The 19,347-nt window shown below is 38.8% G+C and carries 15 protein-coding genes; 8 read left to right on the plus strand and 7 right to left on the minus strand.

Going from position 1 to position 19,347, the window contains the following annotated elements; translation table 11 throughout:
* Nucleotides 1-2: 2 nt before the first annotated feature.
* Nucleotides 3-1,307 carry a sensor histidine kinase gene (locus tag CLHUN_RS02120; protein ID WP_080062913.1) on the minus strand — a complete coding sequence of 435 codons (1,305 nt, stop codon included), beginning with the start codon at nucleotides 1,305-1,307 and terminating at the stop codon, nucleotides 3-5.
* The gene (locus CLHUN_RS02125) at nucleotides 1,304-2,029 is read right to left on the minus strand and encodes a LytR/AlgR family response regulator transcription factor (RefSeq protein WP_165755629.1); all 726 of its coding nucleotides are present in this window, start codon (nucleotides 2,027-2,029) and stop codon (nucleotides 1,304-1,306) included. Before CLHUN_RS02125 ends, CLHUN_RS02120 begins: the two co-directional genes overlap by 4 nt.
* Nucleotides 2,030-2,327: 298 nt before the next feature.
* On the opposite strand from CLHUN_RS02125, the gene CLHUN_RS02130 reads away from it, so the two are divergent.
* Nucleotides 2,328-2,969, plus strand: a complete 642-nt coding sequence (locus CLHUN_RS02130; protein WP_133051081.1) for an ABC transporter ATP-binding protein — start codon at nucleotides 2,328-2,330, stop codon at nucleotides 2,967-2,969.
* Nucleotides 2,970-3,209: 240 nt separating this feature from the next.
* The gene (locus CLHUN_RS02135; protein WP_080062916.1) at nucleotides 3,210-4,457 is read left to right on the plus strand and encodes a hypothetical protein; all 1,248 of its coding nucleotides are present in this window, start codon (nucleotides 3,210-3,212) and stop codon (nucleotides 4,455-4,457) included.
* Between the two features lie 22 nt (nucleotides 4,458-4,479).
* Here the strand turns inward: CLHUN_RS02135 and CLHUN_RS02140 are convergent, their stop codons facing one another.
* From CLHUN_RS02140 to CLHUN_RS02150, 3 genes are all read right to left on the minus strand, one after another.
* Nucleotides 4,480-5,034 (minus strand): hypothetical protein, encoded by a 555-nt coding sequence (locus CLHUN_RS02140; RefSeq protein ID WP_117387014.1) that lies wholly within the window; start codon nucleotides 5,032-5,034, stop codon nucleotides 4,480-4,482.
* Nucleotides 5,035-5,094: 60 nt separating this feature from the next.
* A complete protein-coding gene (locus CLHUN_RS02145) occupies nucleotides 5,095-6,024 on the minus strand; it encodes a tyrosine-type recombinase/integrase (protein ID WP_080062917.1) in 930 nt (309 codons plus the stop codon).
* An 80-nt stretch (nucleotides 6,025-6,104) separates the two neighbouring features.
* Nucleotides 6,105-6,677, minus strand: coding sequence for a DUF6652 family protein (locus CLHUN_RS02150; RefSeq protein WP_080062918.1), 573 nt, complete (start codon nucleotides 6,675-6,677; stop codon nucleotides 6,105-6,107).
* A 266-nt stretch (nucleotides 6,678-6,943) separates the two neighbouring features.
* On the opposite strand from CLHUN_RS02150, the gene CLHUN_RS02155 reads away from it, so the two are divergent.
* The 3 genes from CLHUN_RS02155 (at nucleotide 6,944) to CLHUN_RS02170 (ending at nucleotide 11,226) form a co-directional block, all read left to right on the plus strand.
* Entirely contained in the window at nucleotides 6,944-7,219 is a 276-nt protein-coding gene (locus tag CLHUN_RS02155; RefSeq protein ID WP_080062919.1) for a hypothetical protein, read from the plus strand.
* A 246-nt stretch (nucleotides 7,220-7,465) separates the two neighbouring features.
* Nucleotides 7,466-10,237 carry a glycoside hydrolase family 3 protein gene (locus CLHUN_RS02160; protein ID WP_080062920.1) on the plus strand — a complete coding sequence of 924 codons (2,772 nt, stop codon included), beginning with the start codon at nucleotides 7,466-7,468 and terminating at the stop codon, nucleotides 10,235-10,237.
* Between the two features lie 704 nt (nucleotides 10,238-10,941).
* Complete coding sequence (locus CLHUN_RS02170) at nucleotides 10,942-11,226, plus strand: helix-turn-helix domain-containing protein (RefSeq protein WP_080062922.1); 285 nt, start codon at nucleotides 10,942-10,944, stop codon at nucleotides 11,224-11,226.
* A 20-nt stretch (nucleotides 11,227-11,246) separates the two neighbouring features.
* Here CLHUN_RS02170 and CLHUN_RS02175 read toward each other — a convergent pair whose 3' ends face one another.
* The gene (locus CLHUN_RS02175; RefSeq protein ID WP_080062923.1) at nucleotides 11,247-12,527 is read right to left on the minus strand and encodes a helix-turn-helix domain-containing protein; all 1,281 of its coding nucleotides are present in this window, start codon (nucleotides 12,525-12,527) and stop codon (nucleotides 11,247-11,249) included.
* A 162-nt stretch (nucleotides 12,528-12,689) separates the two neighbouring features.
* Here CLHUN_RS02175 and CLHUN_RS02180 point away from each other — a divergent pair, with 162 nt between their 5' ends.
* Entirely contained in the window at nucleotides 12,690-13,730 is a 1,041-nt protein-coding gene (locus CLHUN_RS02180; RefSeq protein ID WP_080062924.1) for an HD-GYP domain-containing protein, read from the plus strand.
* 246 nt (nucleotides 13,731-13,976) lie between these two features.
* On the opposite strand, the gene CLHUN_RS02185 is transcribed toward CLHUN_RS02180, so the two are convergent.
* Entirely contained in the window at nucleotides 13,977-15,473 is a 1,497-nt protein-coding gene (locus CLHUN_RS02185) for an Ig-like domain-containing protein (RefSeq protein WP_080062925.1), read from the minus strand.
* Between the two features lie 219 nt (nucleotides 15,474-15,692).
* Between CLHUN_RS02185 and CLHUN_RS02190 the strand changes: the two genes are divergently transcribed.
* Both CLHUN_RS02190 and CLHUN_RS02195 read left to right on the plus strand, forming a co-directional pair.
* Nucleotides 15,693-17,444: a sensor histidine kinase gene (locus CLHUN_RS02190; RefSeq protein WP_080062926.1), complete on the plus strand. Its 1,752-nt coding sequence runs from the start codon at nucleotides 15,693-15,695 to the stop codon at nucleotides 17,442-17,444.
* Complete coding sequence (locus CLHUN_RS02195; protein ID WP_080062927.1) at nucleotides 17,441-19,057, plus strand: response regulator; 1,617 nt, start codon at nucleotides 17,441-17,443, stop codon at nucleotides 19,055-19,057. Before CLHUN_RS02190 ends, CLHUN_RS02195 begins: the two co-directional genes overlap by 4 nt.
* The last annotated feature ends 290 nt before the right edge of the window (nucleotides 19,058-19,347 follow it).

The following is a 19,347-nucleotide window of genomic DNA, read 5'->3' on the forward strand; positions in this document are numbered from 1 at the left end:
AATCAACTGATGATTCTCATCCATACCTCAGCTTTAAAGCTGCCGTTGTCAATCTCGATATTAAGAGTACAGTTTTCATAGCTGTTTATGATTCCTTTAATGTTGACAAGTCCAAGTCCTCTGCCCGGGCCCTTGCTGGAAAATCCTTTTTCAACAACCTTGAATACCGGCGGTGTACTTGGACGGCAGGTGTTTTCAACAATAAAAATCAAGCTGTTGCCTTTATAGACAGCACCGAAGTTTAAACGTTTCTCATCGGTATATATGGCTTCTTCAATGGCATTATCAAGTAAATTGCCTAAAACCCTTATGGCATCAATTATATTAATAGGGATATCTTCAATGTTTTCTCTGATATCGGTGAAAACATTGATTTGGTTATTCGAAGCATGGATAAGCTTCGAACAGATCAATGCTTTCAGGGAGGGGATTTTCAGATTGGCCAGTTTTATGGCGTAATCGTTACTGGTTACGAAGCTTTCGGTCTTCAGAATATTATCCCTGAAATATTCCTCCAGCTCAGCATAACGTTTTCCTTCTATGTATTCATTCATTGAAATAAGAATGTTTTTGTAATCATGCTTGAATTTTCTGATACTGTTATAAAGGTCCTCGATAGTACGGGTATATTCTTCTATTTTCTTCATTTCAACTTCTCTTATGGACAGTTCCGCTTCTTTGACCACAAACCTGTTAAATATGGTTAAGGTGAAAATTGATGATATTATATAGGCCAGAAATATAGCGATATTCACTATGTATATCCTTGTGTCCGTTACATTTAGCGCTTTATTTACCACTATACTTACCGAAGCAATAATAAAAGAAAATATGACGTTCCCTATGATGATATATTTGCGTATGTCTTTGGTATTACTTTCCCAGTAATCGGTTTTAATGACTTTCCCAAGGGTTTTTGAGAACAGAACTGTGATCAAAGCTCCAAAAATGTAATAGCTGTATTGAAACAGCCGTCCTTGTGCATTATCACTACCTAAAAATATGACACACAGGTTGCGTACTACTGCATCAACTATAAAATAGGTGAAAAGCACCAGGAAGACATTAAAAATACTCCATAGCTTTGAGTTCCTGTTCTTAACAATATCAACTGCCAGGAAAGTTACAATTATAATAAATAGATTCAAGAAGTCAGAAGTAAAACGTGAGATTGTTACACTGAAGAATAGAATGCCTGATAGTATTAATTTATTTTTCAATATTAAATGTTTTTGTGTTATGTTTTCGAAGGAGAGAACAAAAGTAATTGCTAGAATAATGTAAAACACAACATTATCAAAGGTCATTTAACAAGTCCTCCTATTGACCTGAATGAAGCAAGACACTCTTCACCATTTTGCATATAAATAATTCTGTCCTTTTTATTTATTTCTCTTATTTTGGGCCGGTTTACAAGATAAGCCCGGTGGCATCTGTAAAAATTTTCATCCAGCTTACTTTCAAGCTCGTTGAGGGCACCATAGACTTCTGTATGCCTATTTTCCTCATGCACGATGACTTTATGTGCATTGGGGGAGGCTTCTATAAACATAATATTATCAAATGGAATGTTTATTACCATCTCGTCCTGCTTTAGCGTCAAAACAGATTGCTTCTGACCCAAAGAGTTGTAATTTTCATGGATATATGCAAGACATTCTGCCAATTTGCTCCTGATTGAATCAAAATTATCCTTAAGTATGTAGTCAAGAGCCTCGACCTTGTATTTAAAAGTGAGATAACTCATTTCGGAATGGGTGGTTATGAATATGATATGTCCTGAGAAGTCTTTTTTTCTTATAATTTCAGCCAGCTTGATACCATTTATTTCATTGTGCAGGTCAACATCAAGAAAATAAATGCCTTTGAAATCCTCCTGAGAATTTACAAGATTTAATACTATACCTGGGTCATCAGTGGAGAGTACAACCTCAAAGCGGTAGTCTTCTTTTGCAATAATCTGTTTTATTAATTCTTTGATTTTCTCTCTTTGAATACGGTTGTCCTCACAAATAATAATTGGAAGCATTACTTTTACCCCGCAAAATATTTTGAATAGCATGAAATCACCTATACAATTATGTACATGTATAACTGGTAATCAATGTAAACTTAAATATATTTTACAACATGATATGTTTTTATTCAACATTTTAAAGAATACAGATGAAAATGGTATACTTACTTGAACGTCAGTTTTTTATACCTTAACGTAAGGACTTATACAAACAAGATATTAATTAAGCAGGTTAAGAGTAAAAAAGCTTGTGAATATAAATAAGGTTTATTATATAGATATAAACATTTCTAGAAGGCTGGAGTTTTATATGGAACCTATAATAAGAATTGAGAACTTGTCAAAAACTATAAAAAGAAACCCCATAGTAGAGCATATGAATCTGGAAATTTACCAGGGAGATGTATTTGGCCTTTTCGGGCCTTCGGGTGCAGGAAAGACAACTATTGTAAAGTTGATGGCTGGTAAACTCACTCCTACTCAGGGAAGAATAATAATAAACGGTTATGATATAAAAACTGATAAGAAAGAGGCTGTTAAATGCCTGGGGGCTGTGATAGATCCTCCTAAATTTTATAACTACCTGAGCGGACACAGAAATCTGTCCATTTCTGCCGGATACACTGAAGGAATGGATGAAAGGATTAAAGAGATTATAGAAATTGTCGGTTTGAACCCGGTAAAGGACAATAAGGTATCGGTCTATTCCCTGTGTATGAAACAAAAACTTGCAATAGCCAGGGCATTTTTGAAAAGGCCTAAAGTATTAATTCTGGACGAACCGATACATGGAATGGATCTCCAAGGTGTGGTTGAAATAAGGAACCTTATAAAAGAACTGGCCTACAGAGAAAATATAACCTTATTCCTGACCTCCCATATAAGAGATGGCATAGAGAATATTTGCACCAGGACAGCATCAATCTATGACGGAAGATTGGAAATCGAATAACAGGGTGTATTAAATGAATAGCATTTAAAATGGGGCTGTTGTGCAATGAATAATTTTTTTCACTGGGATTTACTAACTTCTCGGAACCTCAATATCTATTAGCATTTTATTTGCATTTATGACAAAATTTAATTGATACGTAAAAAATAATGTGGTATTATCTGTTGATAAAGGATAACTATTAATTATCCTTTTTGAAAAAGAGACATTAATTACCTCTTTATAAAGGAGATACATTTTATGCCAAAGACTTGTTTTGTTATAATGGGTTTCTCTTTAAAAAAGATACCAAATACAAATATTACAGTTAACTTAGATGATACGTATAAATATTTAATTAAGCCCGTTTTAATTCAACAAGGATTATCGGCTGTTTCATCAAGTGAAAGGAATAAACATTCATTTAGATGTGATGAGATTTATACAACACAGGAAATCAACAAAACGTTTATTACTAATTTATTTAAAGCCGATATTGTGATTGCCGACATAACTGCGTTAAACCAAAATGCGATTTATGAGCTTGGAATGAGGCACGCAATGAAACCTAAATCAACAATAATTTTGTGCGACAAAAAAACAATGCAGCATAATAAGTTTTTTGACATTACATTCAATCCCCAAATATATTATGATTCGAATAAGCAACGAGACTCAGACGAGATTCAAAGAGTTTCACAACTTTTGGCAGATATTATAGAAGTTTGTAAAAATTCAGATGACGACTACATAGATAGTCCGGTTTTCAGCTATGGGATATATAATAATATCTCAGAAGCTGTATCCCAAATTGATGAAGATGTAAACACCTCTCTGCGGGCTGATATTGATAACGGTAACATGTTATTAGAAGATGAAGATTACGTAAATGCCGAAATTGCGTTTGAAAAAGTAATTAAAGATTATAAATTCTTAGATATTGATATCATTTGTTCATACATATTATCAATTTATAAAAAAGAGGCCTCTGAATTTAATCTCATTCGCGCCATGAATGAACTTAATAAGTTTATAGATATCGAAAACACGACATCAGAGAATGTATTAGGAATTCTAGCATCCATAAATCTCAAATTATTTAATTTATTGAGAAATCCCTCCAATCTGTATACAGCAATTGAATTCTATAGAAGAGGGTCCAATTATGAAAGCGGCAATATTTATTGTGGAAGAAATTATTGTTCTACATTATTAAAGCTGCATATGATTGAAAATGACATTGAAATTCTTAAAGAATATTACTATACATCTGTACATACAGCAAAGTTACTAATAAACCGTGCGCAGATAATGCGGCGAAAATCTGATAATTATAACAATTCATGGTTTTTGTCCAATCAAAATGATTTAATGATTATCTCGAACGTTGTGTCTAATCCTCCATTTAGAATTAATTATACAACCAGACGTCAACAGACAACAATAGAAGAAGGACAAAAATTACTTATTAATGATTTGAAAATTATAAGGGAAAAAATACGAAATTAAGAACCCGATTTTGAGATACAAACTAGCAAATAGTTCTTGTAATAAAGCCATGTAAATCAATAACTTTTTGACTCCATTCGTGGAAAGATTTAATAAAACATTTATTGAGGAAGTAAGTATAAGTGTCTTTTTTTTCTATTAATCTAAGGGAAGGACACTTTATAGCATGGTCCCCATTTTTTAAAATCCCTTCAATTTTTACATTATTTTGTTCTATTACTAAAAGCGGTAATTTGTTTGAAAAGGCGATAGCACCTTCGATATGGCAAAATGGACTGGTTATCCAAAGATTTTCTAATTCTTTTTCTTCGGAATCGAAAAAAAGTTTATTACTTACTGCCCCCTTTTTAGAAAAACCTTTTTCAACATAAGATTGTCCAAACGCAACAATTACCATTCCATAACAGCGCTTTATTAATTCATTTAAGCAAGTTAGGGATTCATATGGATTATAATCTTTCGCTTTCATCGTAATACTTTCCATACCATGTAATAATAAAAATTCTGTTAATTCTTTCAGAAAAAGGTCTTGGATATCAATAAATGGATTGGGTCTACTTAAAAATATAGGTATCATTTTATTATCTCCGTTTTTTAGCATCATATATATTTAAATTAATAAAAGGATAATTAATAGTTATCCTTTATTCAAAACAACCTTATTCCTTGGGTGCTTGGTAATAAGTATGGACTTTTGCTTGTTTGACGTGACATGGGTATAAATCTGGGTTGTGACGATTGAGCTGTGTCCCAGTATTCGCTGGATGTAGCGTATATCCACATCCTCCTCCAACAATAAGGTCGCCAGGGAATGCCTGTACATATGTGGGGTTATGTGCACAGGCATTCCGGATTTGCTTGTATATTTATTGATCATGTATCTTACGGACTGTTCGGAAAGGCGATTCTTTAGCCGGTTGATAAAGAAAAAGCCGGCAGTGTTATCGGTTATAGAAAAGGCAGCTTTGTAGTTTTTGAGTGCAAGGAGCACATCTTCATTGCCTATTTGCACAATTCTCTCTCTTGAACCTTTTCCATATATCTTGATAAACCCTTCAGCCATATTAACGTCGCTGACGGTCAAGGAGCATAGCTCCGATACTCTGACGCCGGTAGCAAAAAGCAGCTCAAGAACTGCTATATCACGTAGTATGGAGCTGTGCGAATATTTGGTTTTGTGGATTGTTGGCAGTTCTTCATAAGCAGCCGTCAGAACAGCTTGAATAATACTGAGTGAGATTGTTTTGGGCAGAAGAGAGGGTTCTTTAAATCTAATTTTCATTTTTGTGAAAGGGTTTTTGTCTATAAGCTCATCAAATTCGAGAAAATTACAAAAGGCCTTCAAGCTGGCTATTTTCCTTTTAATTGTTTTTGGTCTGTACTTCTTGTACAGGTAGCTGATGTAATTTGATATGTGCTGTTTGTTAAGTTCACCTCCATTCTCTGCCAAAAAGCAGGAAAACTGTGTCAGGTCGATTTTATAGGCCTTTAGGGATTTGTCATTCAAGTTTTTTTGATACCTGCAAAATTCAAGATAATTTTGACATAAGGCGTCCATGCTATACATTCTGCTCACTCCTAATAATTTTATATTCATAAAATATTATGAATGAGTATGAAAATAATGTCGAATATTTTAATAATAAACTATCTCCCGAGGCTTCCATTTCTTTTGAATTTCTTCATCAAAACCAGAGTATCCACCACGTCCAGTACGAAGCAAAGCTGGAGAAGCAGGTGGAATAAAAAGCAGCCGGCTTTAAGCTTCTTTTCCTTCAATAGCAGGGCTAGCAGGCCTATACCATATGCTGATGTGAATATTACACCCAGGTATGTAAAAAAGATGACAAACATAAAAAACAGAGGTATTGGGGTAACTGTGGCAGTGCCTCTTGAAGCCACAAAAAATATGATGAAAAGCAGATAGTATATAATAAAGTTTATAAAAAGATAAGGAATGGATGAAAACTTAAGGATTTTCATATTATGACGCAGAATGCCGTATTCCTGCTTTTGAAACAGCCTGCAGGCAGCAAAGACACTTATGACTCCAACAACGATACAAAACAGACCGGAACCCAAGGCGGTTACAAAAACGGCAAACAGTAACAGAACGCATATCCTGTTGCCTGACAGACTTATAAAAGTGAGTATTACCAGCAATAAAACCAAAAAAATGTTTACATACAACCCTAATAATAAATTTCTGACCAACTTCATTTTATGCCTCCGCAATCCGGACCATATACCGGGAGATGTACTTTCAGGAAAGATAATTCGACTAATAATTGGTAAATTCCTCTATAGTAGATTAATTTAAAATCATTTCTTGCATAAATATGGTTAAAGAGCTACAATAAAGTAAAAAAATGTAATTCTTATTAATTTATTTTTAAACCGAAAGAAAAAACCGGAATATTCCAAACGGAATGGCCCGGTGCATGGACCAAGGATTAAATAGACTAAGGATTAAGAGGTAAATGAGTATGAATAATACGGCTTTTGGCGTTCAGCTTGTGGGGTGGGGGCTGGTTATATTCGGGACGGTGTTCAGTATTGCGGTTGCTGTCAACGCCGGAAACCAGGTAACAGGTTTGGCAGGAATTATTGTTTCAGTGGCCCTGGGAACCTTGCTTATAGGCTTTGGAGAAATAATTTACCTGGTAAACAAATTGGTTGAAAATAAAATAGCCCCTGCTGACAGTATGATAGCCCCTGTGAACAGTACGGATGAGGCGGAAGCCCCAGAAGAAAGCAATTGATTCTCTGAACTTAAAAGCAGGTAATGTCCGTGAGATTTTCCAGGTTGTCATATGTCCTATTTAGGGCAATATCATTTTTTGTCTGAAAAACAAACGCAAATACTCTCTTTCAAACTATCATATGCCATCGGATTACAGTATAATAAAGCTGTTTTAAAAACATGTCATGCACGGGTGCGGCCGCTTAACCTCCGGCTATACCCATGATTGGACTGTATATCGTTAATTTTTGAAAGGGAAAATGTCATGGGAAAATTCACATTGGATATGAAAAAATATGCTGCACTTGGAAGAGCAGTGTCGGCTGAGAGCGCTGTACTTCTGAAAAATGACCATCAGGTGTTGCCTGTGAAAAAAGGCCGGAGGGTTTCAATTTTTGGCAGGATACAGTTCAACTATTATAACAGTGGTACAGGTTCCGGAGGGATGGTAAATACCACATATGTTACCGGGATTCTGGATGCGCTGAAAGCGGCAGATGTTGATATAGATTGGGAATTGACTGAAGTTTATAAAAAGTGGGTGCATGAGCACCCCTTCGACCAGGGACGAGGCTGGGGGCAGGAACCCTGGTCTCAGCCCGAAATGCCCATTTCCGATGAAATAGTGGAGGCCGCGTCCAGACGCTCGGATATGGCAATAGTCATTATAGGCCGTACGGCAGGAGAAGATCAGGACAATAAAGAAGAAGGCGGAAGCTATCTTTTAAGCGACCTTGAAGAACAAATGCTCGGAAAGGTCTGCAGATATTTCAAAAGAACTGCAGTAGTACTCAATGTTGGAAACATCATTGATATGTCCTGGGTTGGGAAATACAATCCCCAGTCGGTGCTTTACGTATGGCAGGGAGGCATGGAGGGCGGAAATGGGGCGGCTGACGTGCTCACCGGAAAAGTGAATCCCTCAGGCAAGCTGACAGATACCATTGCCGGGCGTATACGGGATTATCCCTCCACAGCCAATTTCGGAGGCGAAAAGGAGGCTGTCTACGCTGAGGACATATATGTAGGCTACCGCTATTTTGAGACGGTGGCAAAGGACAGGGTGCTGTATCCTTTCGGCTTCGGCCTTTCCTATACCCGCTTTTCTGCTGCCACAAGGTTTGAGGAGGAAAAAGACAGGATACTTCTTTCGGTGGAAGTCACCAACATAGGTCAGTATGCCGGCAAGGAAGTTATACAGATTTATGCGGCCGCCCCCCAGGGGAGGCTGGGCAAACCCTCAAGGAGCCTGGCTGCATTTGACAAGACAGGTCTGCTTCAGCCGGGAGAGAGCCAGAAGCTTGAGTTCTCAGTTAAAAAAAAGGAGTTGGCCTCCTATGATGACAGCGGCTGTACAGGATACAAGGCCTGCTATGTTCTGGAGGCGGGAAGATATGAGTTGTACGCAGGCAGCGATGTCCGAAGTGCTGTTCCGGCAGGAGGCTTTGAGGTTGCCGAAACAATTGTTACAGAGAGGTGGCAGGAGGTTCTTGCACCTGTCAGGCCCTTTGACAGGTTGAAGCCTGTTCCGGCAGATACGGCGGTTGGATTGGAAATGGGTGAAGAGGCTGTACCTTTGAGAACCATTAATCTCCAGGAGAGAATAAAAGCAAATCGTCCGGCAGAAATACCGTACAAGGGGAATCTTGGAATAAGGCTGGAGCAGGTATATGACGGCAGCGCCTCACTGGAAGCTTTTATAAGCCAGCTTACCGAGGAAGACATGGCCTGTATGGTCCGGGGAGAGGGCATGTGCTCGCCAAAGGTTACTCCGGGAACTGCCGCGGCATTCGGGGGAGTGACACACAGACTGCAGGAGCTGGGCATTCCGGTGGGCTGCTGCGCGGATGGCCCCTCCGGAATACGTATGGACTGTGGGACTCACGCCTTTAGCTTGCCTATTGGAACGGCGGTGGCAGCTACCTTTAATATTCCGCTGGTTGAAGAACTATTTGAAATGCTTGGCTTGGAGCTTCGGAAAAGTCACATTGACACCCTTCTGGGACCGGGGATGAACATACATCGGAATCCGCTGAATGGAAGGAATTTCGAATATTTCTCTGAAGATCCTCATCTGTCGGGGAAAATGGCTGCAGCCCAGCTCAGGGGCATGCACCGCAGCGGTACCACCGGGACCATAAAACACTTTGCGGCCAATAATCAGGAATTCAAGCGGAATGACATAGATTCCATTGTTTCAGAAAGAGCACTTCGTGAAATATATATGAAGGGCTTCGAGATAGCCATAAAAGAAGGTGCTGCCTTTCTTGTCATGTCCACCTATGGTGCACTGAACGGCCTTTGGACTGCAGGCAGCTATGACCTGCTTACCACAGTACTTCGAAATGAGTGGGGCTTCGACGGAATTGTAATGACTGACTGGTGGGCAAAGATAAATGACGAAGGGGAGCAGGGGCGGCTGGACAACACTGCTGCCATGATAAGAGGGCAGAATGATGTGTATATGGTTGTTAACGACTCCCTGTCCAACAGCGGCGGTGACAATACCCTGGAAGGACTGGCAGCAGGGGTAATAACCAGAGGAGAGCTCCAGAGAGCGGCAGCGAACATATTAAAAGCGCTTATGAGGCTTCCCGTTATGGAAAGATTCCTTGGAAGGCTTTCTCAAGATGACGTGACGGTCACCGGACAATTGGAAGCAGGACAAAATGAGGCTTTGCTTTCAAGTTTCAGTGAGGTGGGTGAGAAATTGATTCTGGATGTATCGGCTGTAAATACCGACAGGGGCTCGGAGGCGCTGTTCGGACTGGAGCTTTCAGAACAGGCGGAATACACCATAGCCATAAAAGTCAGGGCAGTTTCATTTGAGCTTGCGCAGCTCCCTCTGTCAATCTTTATTAATCAGCATCTGATAAAAGTAATAACCATTAACGGCAGCAAAGGTGAATGGATTACAAATTCCTTTGATTTCGGGCCGTATAAGAACAAACATGCCTATATGAGGCTGTTTTTCGGACAGAGCGGAATGGAGCTGGGGGAAATAAAAATTTCCTTGAAAGACGCTGCAGAACAATAACAGCAGTCCTGACAGACGGACAGACTTTTTTTATAGCTGAATGCTGACTTGAGGCTCCCAGCGGGATGTTTTATAATAAGGCTGTACACAAAACAGTGTACTGCGGTAACCGGAACCGAATCCTACAGGAAAGGAGTGGTTTATTTTGAAGAACTCAATGGAGGTGGCTGTCCTCTGACAGCCGGAGGGTGCGTTGACCTGAAAGGGTTGGCGCCCTTTTATTTTTGATGGTTTTTCTCTGAATGGATAGGTATAGGATTAGTTAAAGTACAAATAACTATAATTGTTTTTTATCTTGACTTCAGGTAAAAAAAGGGAATACAATTATTGCAGGATTAGCTTTCATGGGTTAATCAAAATATCAGTTGGAAGGAGTGGTAAAATTGAAAACAATAGCATATGAGGTGGCCTTCAAATAACTGAATATTTGTAAAAGAGATTCTCTTTTTGCAGGCTGGATTTGCACCGGTCTATTTGGGATATCTTTTACGCAAAACCTGAAATAACCCTTAACCCAGAATATTATTGAACCAGCAGTACGGTAATAAGGTTATCGTACTTTTTTTATGTCCGCAAGGGGTTTTTCCCTGCGGCTTTTTTATTGTCTGGGAAAGTATAAATTTTTAAGGGTATAAATATATGCACCGCATTAAAAAATGCAACGATTGAAGAACAAATTACTTAAACCACAAGGAGCATCCATAATGTTAAAATATAAAAATGCAAAAACCATCCTGCCCCAGGGGCTGCTAAAGGAAATACAACAATATGTAAGAGGGGAAATGATATATGTTCCGGGCGATGACCTTCCTCGTGCCGGGTGGGGTGAAACCAACGGCACAAAAGAAAAATATGCCGTCAGGAATAATGAAATCATAATGCTTTACAAAAGCGGAGTCAGCAAGCAGGAAATCGCAGATAGATACCACCTGTCGGAATACAGCATCAAAAGGATTATACATGATGCGGGAGCCTCTGGGAAGAAGTGACAGAGGCCCCGTTTTGCTGCTTATTTATTTTCCGCATCGGGATTCAGGGAATTCCGTCCGAAGTTGTGTCTGAATTCCAATGGCGTCATGCCGGTAAATTTTTTAAAAACATTGTTAAAATGGTTCTGGTAATTATAGCCCAGAGTAAAAGAGATTTCCTGGATTGATTTATTTGTAAAAATAAGAAGGTTTTTTCCTTCTTCTATGCGAATTATATTTATATTGTCCAGAAGAGAAAGATTGGTCTCCTTTTTGATAAGGCTGGATAAATAAACAGCATTGAGATTTACAAATTCAGCAAGTTTTTTCAGGGTTATTTTTTCTTTATAATGCAGCTTGATATATTGCATTACGCGTTTTATGTGCAGCGAGTAGTTGCTGCTGCCTGAAATGGATACCAGATATGCAAAGGTTTCAAGAGTATAGGTGGCTTTCAGTATGATTTCCTGGGGTGTATTCATGTTTGTGATATTTGAGGCAAAGTTGGCCATTAGTCCGATTATTCTTTTGTAGGGAGCATTTCCCTGAATGGCAAAAACACATGAAACAGCACAGAGAACTATACATTTGTTTTTCAAAGGCCTGAAGTTGTCATCTATGGACAGGGTATTCCAAAAAATATTGGAATGATTGTTGAGAAGGTCAATCACACCGTCAGTATTGCCGTGTATGATTTTGTCCTTCAATTTCAGGCAGAAGCCATAGAATAGGTTATACTCATCGTTTTCCAGCATAAAATGACTGTCCTCGTCCTTAAAGGGAAGGGGAGTACGGGATAATTCCTTGCTGACATGCTCTTCGGCTATGGAGGAGTACCAGATTTTTTCCTCGGACCTGCACAAAACAAAAAGCAACTGGCCAAGATAATTGAGCCTTTCCTCTGAGACAAGGGGAGTGGTTCTCAACAAGCTTTCAAATTTAACTTTTTTGTGGAGAGGAAGAGTACTGCTGCTTAATATGTCATCTATAATTTTTTTATCCGGAATATAGGGCAGCATCGGGCCGGCTATGAACGCCCCCTTGTTTACCTTGTCGGTTAATACGGGTATAATGAGATATACCAGATTCTTTTTTGTATAAAATATATTTACCTTCCGGAGGCTGTCTTCAGACTGGTTGAACAATGTCGAAAGAAAGCTGACAATTTCATCAAAATCAGCATATTCGTGAACAGAGGCGTAATCATAATTTTCGGAGGATATGTAGGGTATCTGCATAAGAGCCTCAATGTATATTGCAGGTATTTGGGTGGTTGAGGTAAATGTATTTATAATTTTGCCTATGGTACTTTTTTCATGCATATGTATTCCTTTCTCATGTTGAATTAATAAAGTACATTGATTTTAATTAAAAAATCTTTATTTTAATTATATACGATAATATGCAAAATGCTACAATAGTTACAATATTTTAACTAAATGTGACATAATTTGCTTATTAATAGATAATTTGAGGAGTTTTCTATGACTAAATTGCGGGTTAATGTATTTGATTGCAGATGCGGTGACGTTCTTGCCAAGGATGTAATCAGCGACAAAGGATTGATTTTGGCTGCAGAAAATTTAGTACTCAATGATTTCATTATATCAAAATTGAAAACAATAGGAATACAGTCTGTCTGGATCTATAAGGAATCAGGTGCCACCTACAGCTACTATGAAAAAAAGGAAAAAATCGCTCAAGAGTACAGGGACACGGTTTTAACTGTAAAAAACATACTAAACAGCATTGTAGCGGGGAAAAAGCTGCAATATCACGATATGCGGCAAATTGCCGAAGCTATCTATAATAACATTGAAGGCACCGATATTTTAATTCAACATTTAAATGAACTCAAGGGCTATGATGACTACACTTATTCTCATTGCGTCAACGTAGGCTTTTATTCCATGCTCATAGGAAAAAGGCTTCACATGCCGGATTTAAAACTGATAGATCTTATACAGGCCGGTCTGCTTCACGATATCGGAAAAATTAAAATTCAAAGCGAGCTTCTTAACAAGAAGGAAGAATTAACGGATGAAGAACTTGGAGTTATACGAAAGCACGCAATCTGGGGCTATGAAATACTTGCCGAATCACCTAATATTTCTTCCGACATCAAGGAGGCAGCTCTCATGCATCATGAGAGGCTTGACGGGTCAGGATATCCTCTGGGCTCAAAAGGTGATGATATCGGGGAATATGCCAGAATTGTGGCAGTTGCGGATGTATATGATGCCATGACCTCAGACCGTCCATACAAAAAGAAGGTAACGCCCTTTGAGGCCTTCAATATGTTTCTTACCTCGGGAGTATGCACCTTTGATACAGTAGTCACCCAGACATTTTTACTGAACTTTTCTACTCACCTGGTAGGGGCCAGGGTTCAATTGGATAATGGGCAGGTGGGGGAAATAGTATATATTCCTCCTCATGCAATTATTAATCCCATAGTGAGAGTGGGTTCAACCTTTTTAAAGATTGCTGGAAACGGAAGTCCGCGGATTGCAGGCTTTGTCTAGCTCCTGATATTTTTTGCAATATATATGAAGAGGGCTGTAATTGGCTATTTCCTAATAGCCAGTTGCAGCCCTTGCCAGTACAGCATTCGGTAAATCCTGGCACATAATTTGGGTATATTTTTTTGAACTGCATTGTTGTCGCCGATTGGAATAAAGCAATTATTCCGCACTCCTCTGCCTTGTATTTCCAAAAAATCTCATCCAAATTTATGCACCTATTTATCGAATGTTGTACTAGTGTTGGATTTAATTCACATTGACAGTAGCAGGCTTGCTTTCATTTCCATAGAGATCCATAGCAGTAACCGTGAGGGTACACGGGGTCTTTACAGGTGAAATACTTACACTGAAGACTCCTTTTTCATCTGCCATTTCCTGCCCAAGAACGGTGGTTCCCTTCTTGACTGTAACAATAGAGAAGGCTTCCGCCGTACCTGTTACGGTTTTTGAGGTCTTCAGAACCTTATCCACCACAGGCGGAGCAGGGGGGACCGTATCCTCTTCAAATTCCTCTCCCACATTAGTAGGCAGACCGGAATTGAAAAGGCCCAGGTCGCTGAACTTGTAAGAGTTCTCAGGAGTCAGTAACGGGAAGTCTATAGCCACGTCTTTATTTATATTTGAGTAATCTGTATTAAAAGTAAAACCAAGTTTGATGATACCCTGATTTACGGAGGAATCTTCCGCATAGTCAAAATCTTCAATAGAAGAATAAGCCATAAGAGCATTTGTTATTGCTTTTGTATCAATTACGAAGTCAAGGCTGCCGTGCTCATTTACTATAAAGCCCTGTCCGTTAACTGTAAAATCAATATCGATACCCTTGTCTCCAAGTATTTTTACATCCTTGAGAGCCCCCATGATTGTATCCCAGGATTTAAGATAGCCGGGAATTTCAGCCTTGAATTCCTCAAAGGACTCATCTATCTCGGAGGTTGCCTCCAGCTTTTCCTGATCCGAAATATCAGACAGGGTAATAGAGCTCTTGATCAGGTCCTTGACAAAATTCAAGGCCGTCTCACTTTGGGCAAACTTTGTCACCGTATAGGATAGAAGTTTCTTGAAGGTATCGTCGTCCAGCTTAAGGTTATAAACATTGTAAAGCTGATAGTCAACTATTTTTGTTTCCTTGCGTGTTACAATAGAGAAGCCTGGGTCCATTTCACCGGCAAAGCCCTTAAGAAAACCTGTCAGTTTGGAAGTTATACCTTTGCTGAACTCCAGGATTTCCTTGGTGGAGCCGGTAGATACAGGAGTGCTGTCCGCTGCCGTCAGGTCCTCCATATCCAGAACCAGGTAATCCTTGCCTGCCTGCTCTGATGCTGCCAGCATGGTCAAAATAGCGGGAAGCTTTATTACTTCTTTCACCCTGGGGGTGTCTCCGCTTAAATCAACGTCAGCCCATAATGAAGCAGAAGCGCTTATTCCACCCAGATCCACCTGGAAGTCGGACTGGGATTTTGAAATGGTTTTTTCGGGATTGCTTTTCATTTTCTGATTGATAACCAACTTTGTGCCATTTATTAGTGTTGCCAGCTGGTTAAAGGTTTCCTTTTCACTACCTTTTAAACCTTCAGAAGTGAGACTGACTGTTAATTCTGTCTTACTTTCACAGGATGTGATGTCGGCTTTTCTGCAAATAGCGTTTAACAGTGAAAGTTCATCCACGGCACATCCGGCTAAAATACTCGAACTTAAAGTTAAAACCAGAATCAGGGAAAGAATCTTTGTTAATATTTTCATATTACACCTCCAATTTAAATTTATTTTAGCATACATAAAATAATATGTAAATTTTGCCATGTAAAAAAAGTAATATTTATTTTGTAATATACCTCAGTTGATTACTGAGGTATAAGGCCTGCAATTACCTTTGATTTAATTGTCGAATTATGTTATTTTAAGTACATTGAAATGTTTATAAGTCTTTTGGATATCAAAACTGGAACAGGGGGCTTGAATATGGCAGAAAAGCGGTTTTTCAGCCTGCAGTATAAGGTTTTACTTTTTTCATGTGTAATTATAATAATACCCGTAATAGTCCTGGGAATTATTTCATTTGTAAAGTCCTCCCAGATACTTCAGGAAAAAGTTGCAATCTCCAATATGAACACTGTAAAACAGATAGGGAACAATATTGAGTATATTGTAAAAAACATAGGAGATACCTCCCTCTATCTTATACAAAACGAAGATGTACGGGAATTCCTGAAGCTGAAGGGAAATGAACCTGCTGATGTCATATCCAAAAAGAAAATAAAAATTGAAACTGACCTTATGCAGCTAATGGCCTCAAAATCCTTTGTGGATTCCATATATATAAAGGGCTTTAACAATTTCGAACTGAATACCACAGGAACCATGAATATAATTGATGTCAATACAATTGAAAAGGCCGCCGGGTTAAGGGGAGGAACCATGTGGTATCTGAATAAGGTATTTAACTATAATAATAAAAGTGCTGATGTTTTTTCAATGGTCAGAATCATAAACGATATTGCAGATGTTTCCAATAAGCTTGCAGTACTAAAAATAAGCATAGGAAATAACGCATTCTACAACATTTATAAAGATAAAATACTGGGAAAAGATGATGATTTCTTTATTATAAACGAAGAAGAGCTTATAATATCAGCTACAAATTCCGCCAAAATAGGGCAGCAATTCAACTATGAGGAGTACGGGGAAAGCTCCTTTGACACTTCCGAAGGCTATTTCAAATTTAATACCCTGGACAGGCATTGCCTTGTTACGTACTATACAATTGAAAGCCTGGGGTGGAAGGTCGTGAACATAGTTCCTACAAATGAACTTTTAAAGGAAAATATAGCGGTTCAGGGCGCAATACTTGCTGCAATGCTTATAAGCTTTTCATTATGCCTGCTGCTGGCAATCGTATTTTCCAAAAGGATACTGCGCAGAATAAAACTGCTCAATAAAATGATGGTCAGGCTGGAGCATGAAGATTTTGATGTCTACATAGAGCCCGGAGGAAATGATGAGGTTACCCTGTTGAGCAGGAGCTTTAACAAAATGTCCGGAAAGTTAAGGGAGCTGATTCAAAAGGTCTATTCTGTGCAACTGAAGCAGAAGGAAGCCGAATTGAAAGCTCTTCAGGCCCAGATCAATCCTCACTTTCTTTACAACACACTTGATAACATCTATTGGATGGGAAGGATGGAAAAGGCCTTCGAAACCTGTACGCTGGTGGAGGCACTGTCAAAGCTCTTCAGACTGAGCTTGAACAGCGGTAATGAGATAACCACCGTAAGAAGTGAAATAGAACATGTAAAAAATTATATTGTCATACAACAGGCCAGATATAAGAATATGATAAATTTCACCCTGGATATTGCTCCGGAGGTATTGGACTGTACAACCCTGAAATTGGTATTACAGCCGCTTATTGAAAACTCCATTGTCCATGGAATAGAACAAAAGGGTGACAACGGGCAGATTGACATAATTATCAAACAGGAATACGAAAAGCTTATATTTATTGTAAGCGATAATGGTTACGGAGTGAATCTTGAGGAAATAGAAAGACTTCTCAATGGAAATACGGTTAACAACAAGGGACTGGCAATAAAGAATGTCAATGACAGAATAAAGCTGTATTTTGGAGAGGACTACGGACTTGAGTTTTTTAACCGTAAAAGCGGAACTACTGTCATAGTTATTCAACCATGTAAAAGGGGGAGTGGTGCAGAATGATAAAGATAATGATTGTAGATGATGAATTTGTAATACGTCAGGGAATAATAACCTCCATTGAATGGGAATCCATGGGCATGACAATTGTAGGTGAGGCCGCAAACGGCAAGGAAGCCTATGAAAAAGCCCTAAGCCTTGAGCCCCACATCATAGTCACCGATGTCAAGATGCCCATAATGGACGGACTGGAACTGACAAGGCTTGTAAGGGAAGCTATGCCCAAGGTAAGGATAATAATTATAAGCGGGTATGATGAATTTCAATATGCCAGGGAAGCTTTAAGGATGGGAGTCAGTGAATATCTTCTGAAACCCATAGGTGCCGATGAACTTGTGAAGCTTATGCTGAAACAGTGCAACGAAATTATTAAAGAATGCAAGGAAACGGACAGGGAAACAAAAATAAAGAGTATTTTTAACGAAAACTTCTACTTCATGCAGGAGAGGTTTGTAAATAACCTGGTACGGGGCGAAAATAGCGATTGGGAGCTTATCCTTGAGAAGTCCAGGGAATTGAATCTGGATTTATGCGGAAAGGATTATCAGGCGGTTATTATAGATATTGATGATTACCTGCTGATAACCGAGCAGATGTCCTCTGCCCGGAAAAAAGCAATAAAAAATAATGTAAAAACCATAGCTGACAGGATAATATATCCTTCAACAGGCAGTCTGTTCTTTCTGAGTGAAAATGGTTATTTGTTTTCAATTATAAATGTAAAGGATTCAAACAGGTATGATCTTAACAACCTGTACAGAGAAATCCAGTACGAGGTCAGGAAAAGCCACGGCATAACGGTTACCATGGGATTAAGCAGCATACATAAGCATATATGCGGCATACCTCAGGCATTCAGCGAGGCTGTTCAAACCATAAGCAACAAGGCTTTTAAAGGCAAAAACCAGATAATCAGCATCAATGATGTAAACAGGGCCCAAGCGTCAGCTCCGGTTATTTATCCTGCTTCTGAGGAAAAAGAAATAATGGACTGCATAAGAACCTTGGATTCTGAAAAGCTAAATAGTGTTCTGGACAGGATGTACGTAAAGCTTGCCGGTTCAGAGGCGGATTATAAGGATATAAAGAATATTTGCCTGAGACTTATCACTATCGCAGAAATCCAGTTGGAGGAATTGGGTGTTGACTATGGGAACCAGAACAAGAAGCAGCTTGACCGCTATGTGGAGATAGAAAAATATGAGACGGTAGAGGATATTAAAGAGTGGAATAAAGGGATTTTCCACACCATTATAAACGCCATACAAAGCAGTAAAAACGACAAGTTCAAGGGTATTGTCAAGGTGGCGATGCAGTATAGCCATGAACACTATTATGAGGATATAGGCGTTGAGCATATAGCGGCAATTACCTATGTAACTCCAAATTATTTCAGCAGGGTTTTTAAAAAGGAGATGGGCAGGAGCTATACGGAATGGTTGAATACGGTAAGACTGGATAAGTCCAAGGTTTTATTAAAGGATTTAAAGCTTAAGGTTTATGAAGTGGCTGAAGAAGTGGGGTATAATGATTATAAAATTTTTACCCACAATTTCAAGAAATATGTTGGCTGCACACCCAAGGAATACAGGGAAAGCATCATAAAATCAACTTAAATTAACCTGTAGTGCTAGTTATAAAGTCTTTAAGAGACAAGTTTGCCCACGCGAGGACGACTGACTTTAAAGAAATGCGCAGTATGCTGTAAGGTATACAATTTCGCAAAAAGCGTTATATACAAGCATTTATTTGAAGCTCGTCCGGGAGTGAGTGGCATTTTCTGACTGTTACTACATTTTTAATTAGCACTACAGGTTAAATCACATTCAGAATGCCGGAATAAGTATATTTCGGCAATTATATTTTGGGTCCATAATTTTTAATACAACACAAATTACGATATTTG

Origin of the sequence: Ruminiclostridium hungatei, assembly GCF_002051585.1 — a bacterium.
Taxonomy (GTDB): Bacteria; Bacillota; Clostridia; order Acetivibrionales; family DSM-1351; genus Ruminiclostridium; species Ruminiclostridium hungatei.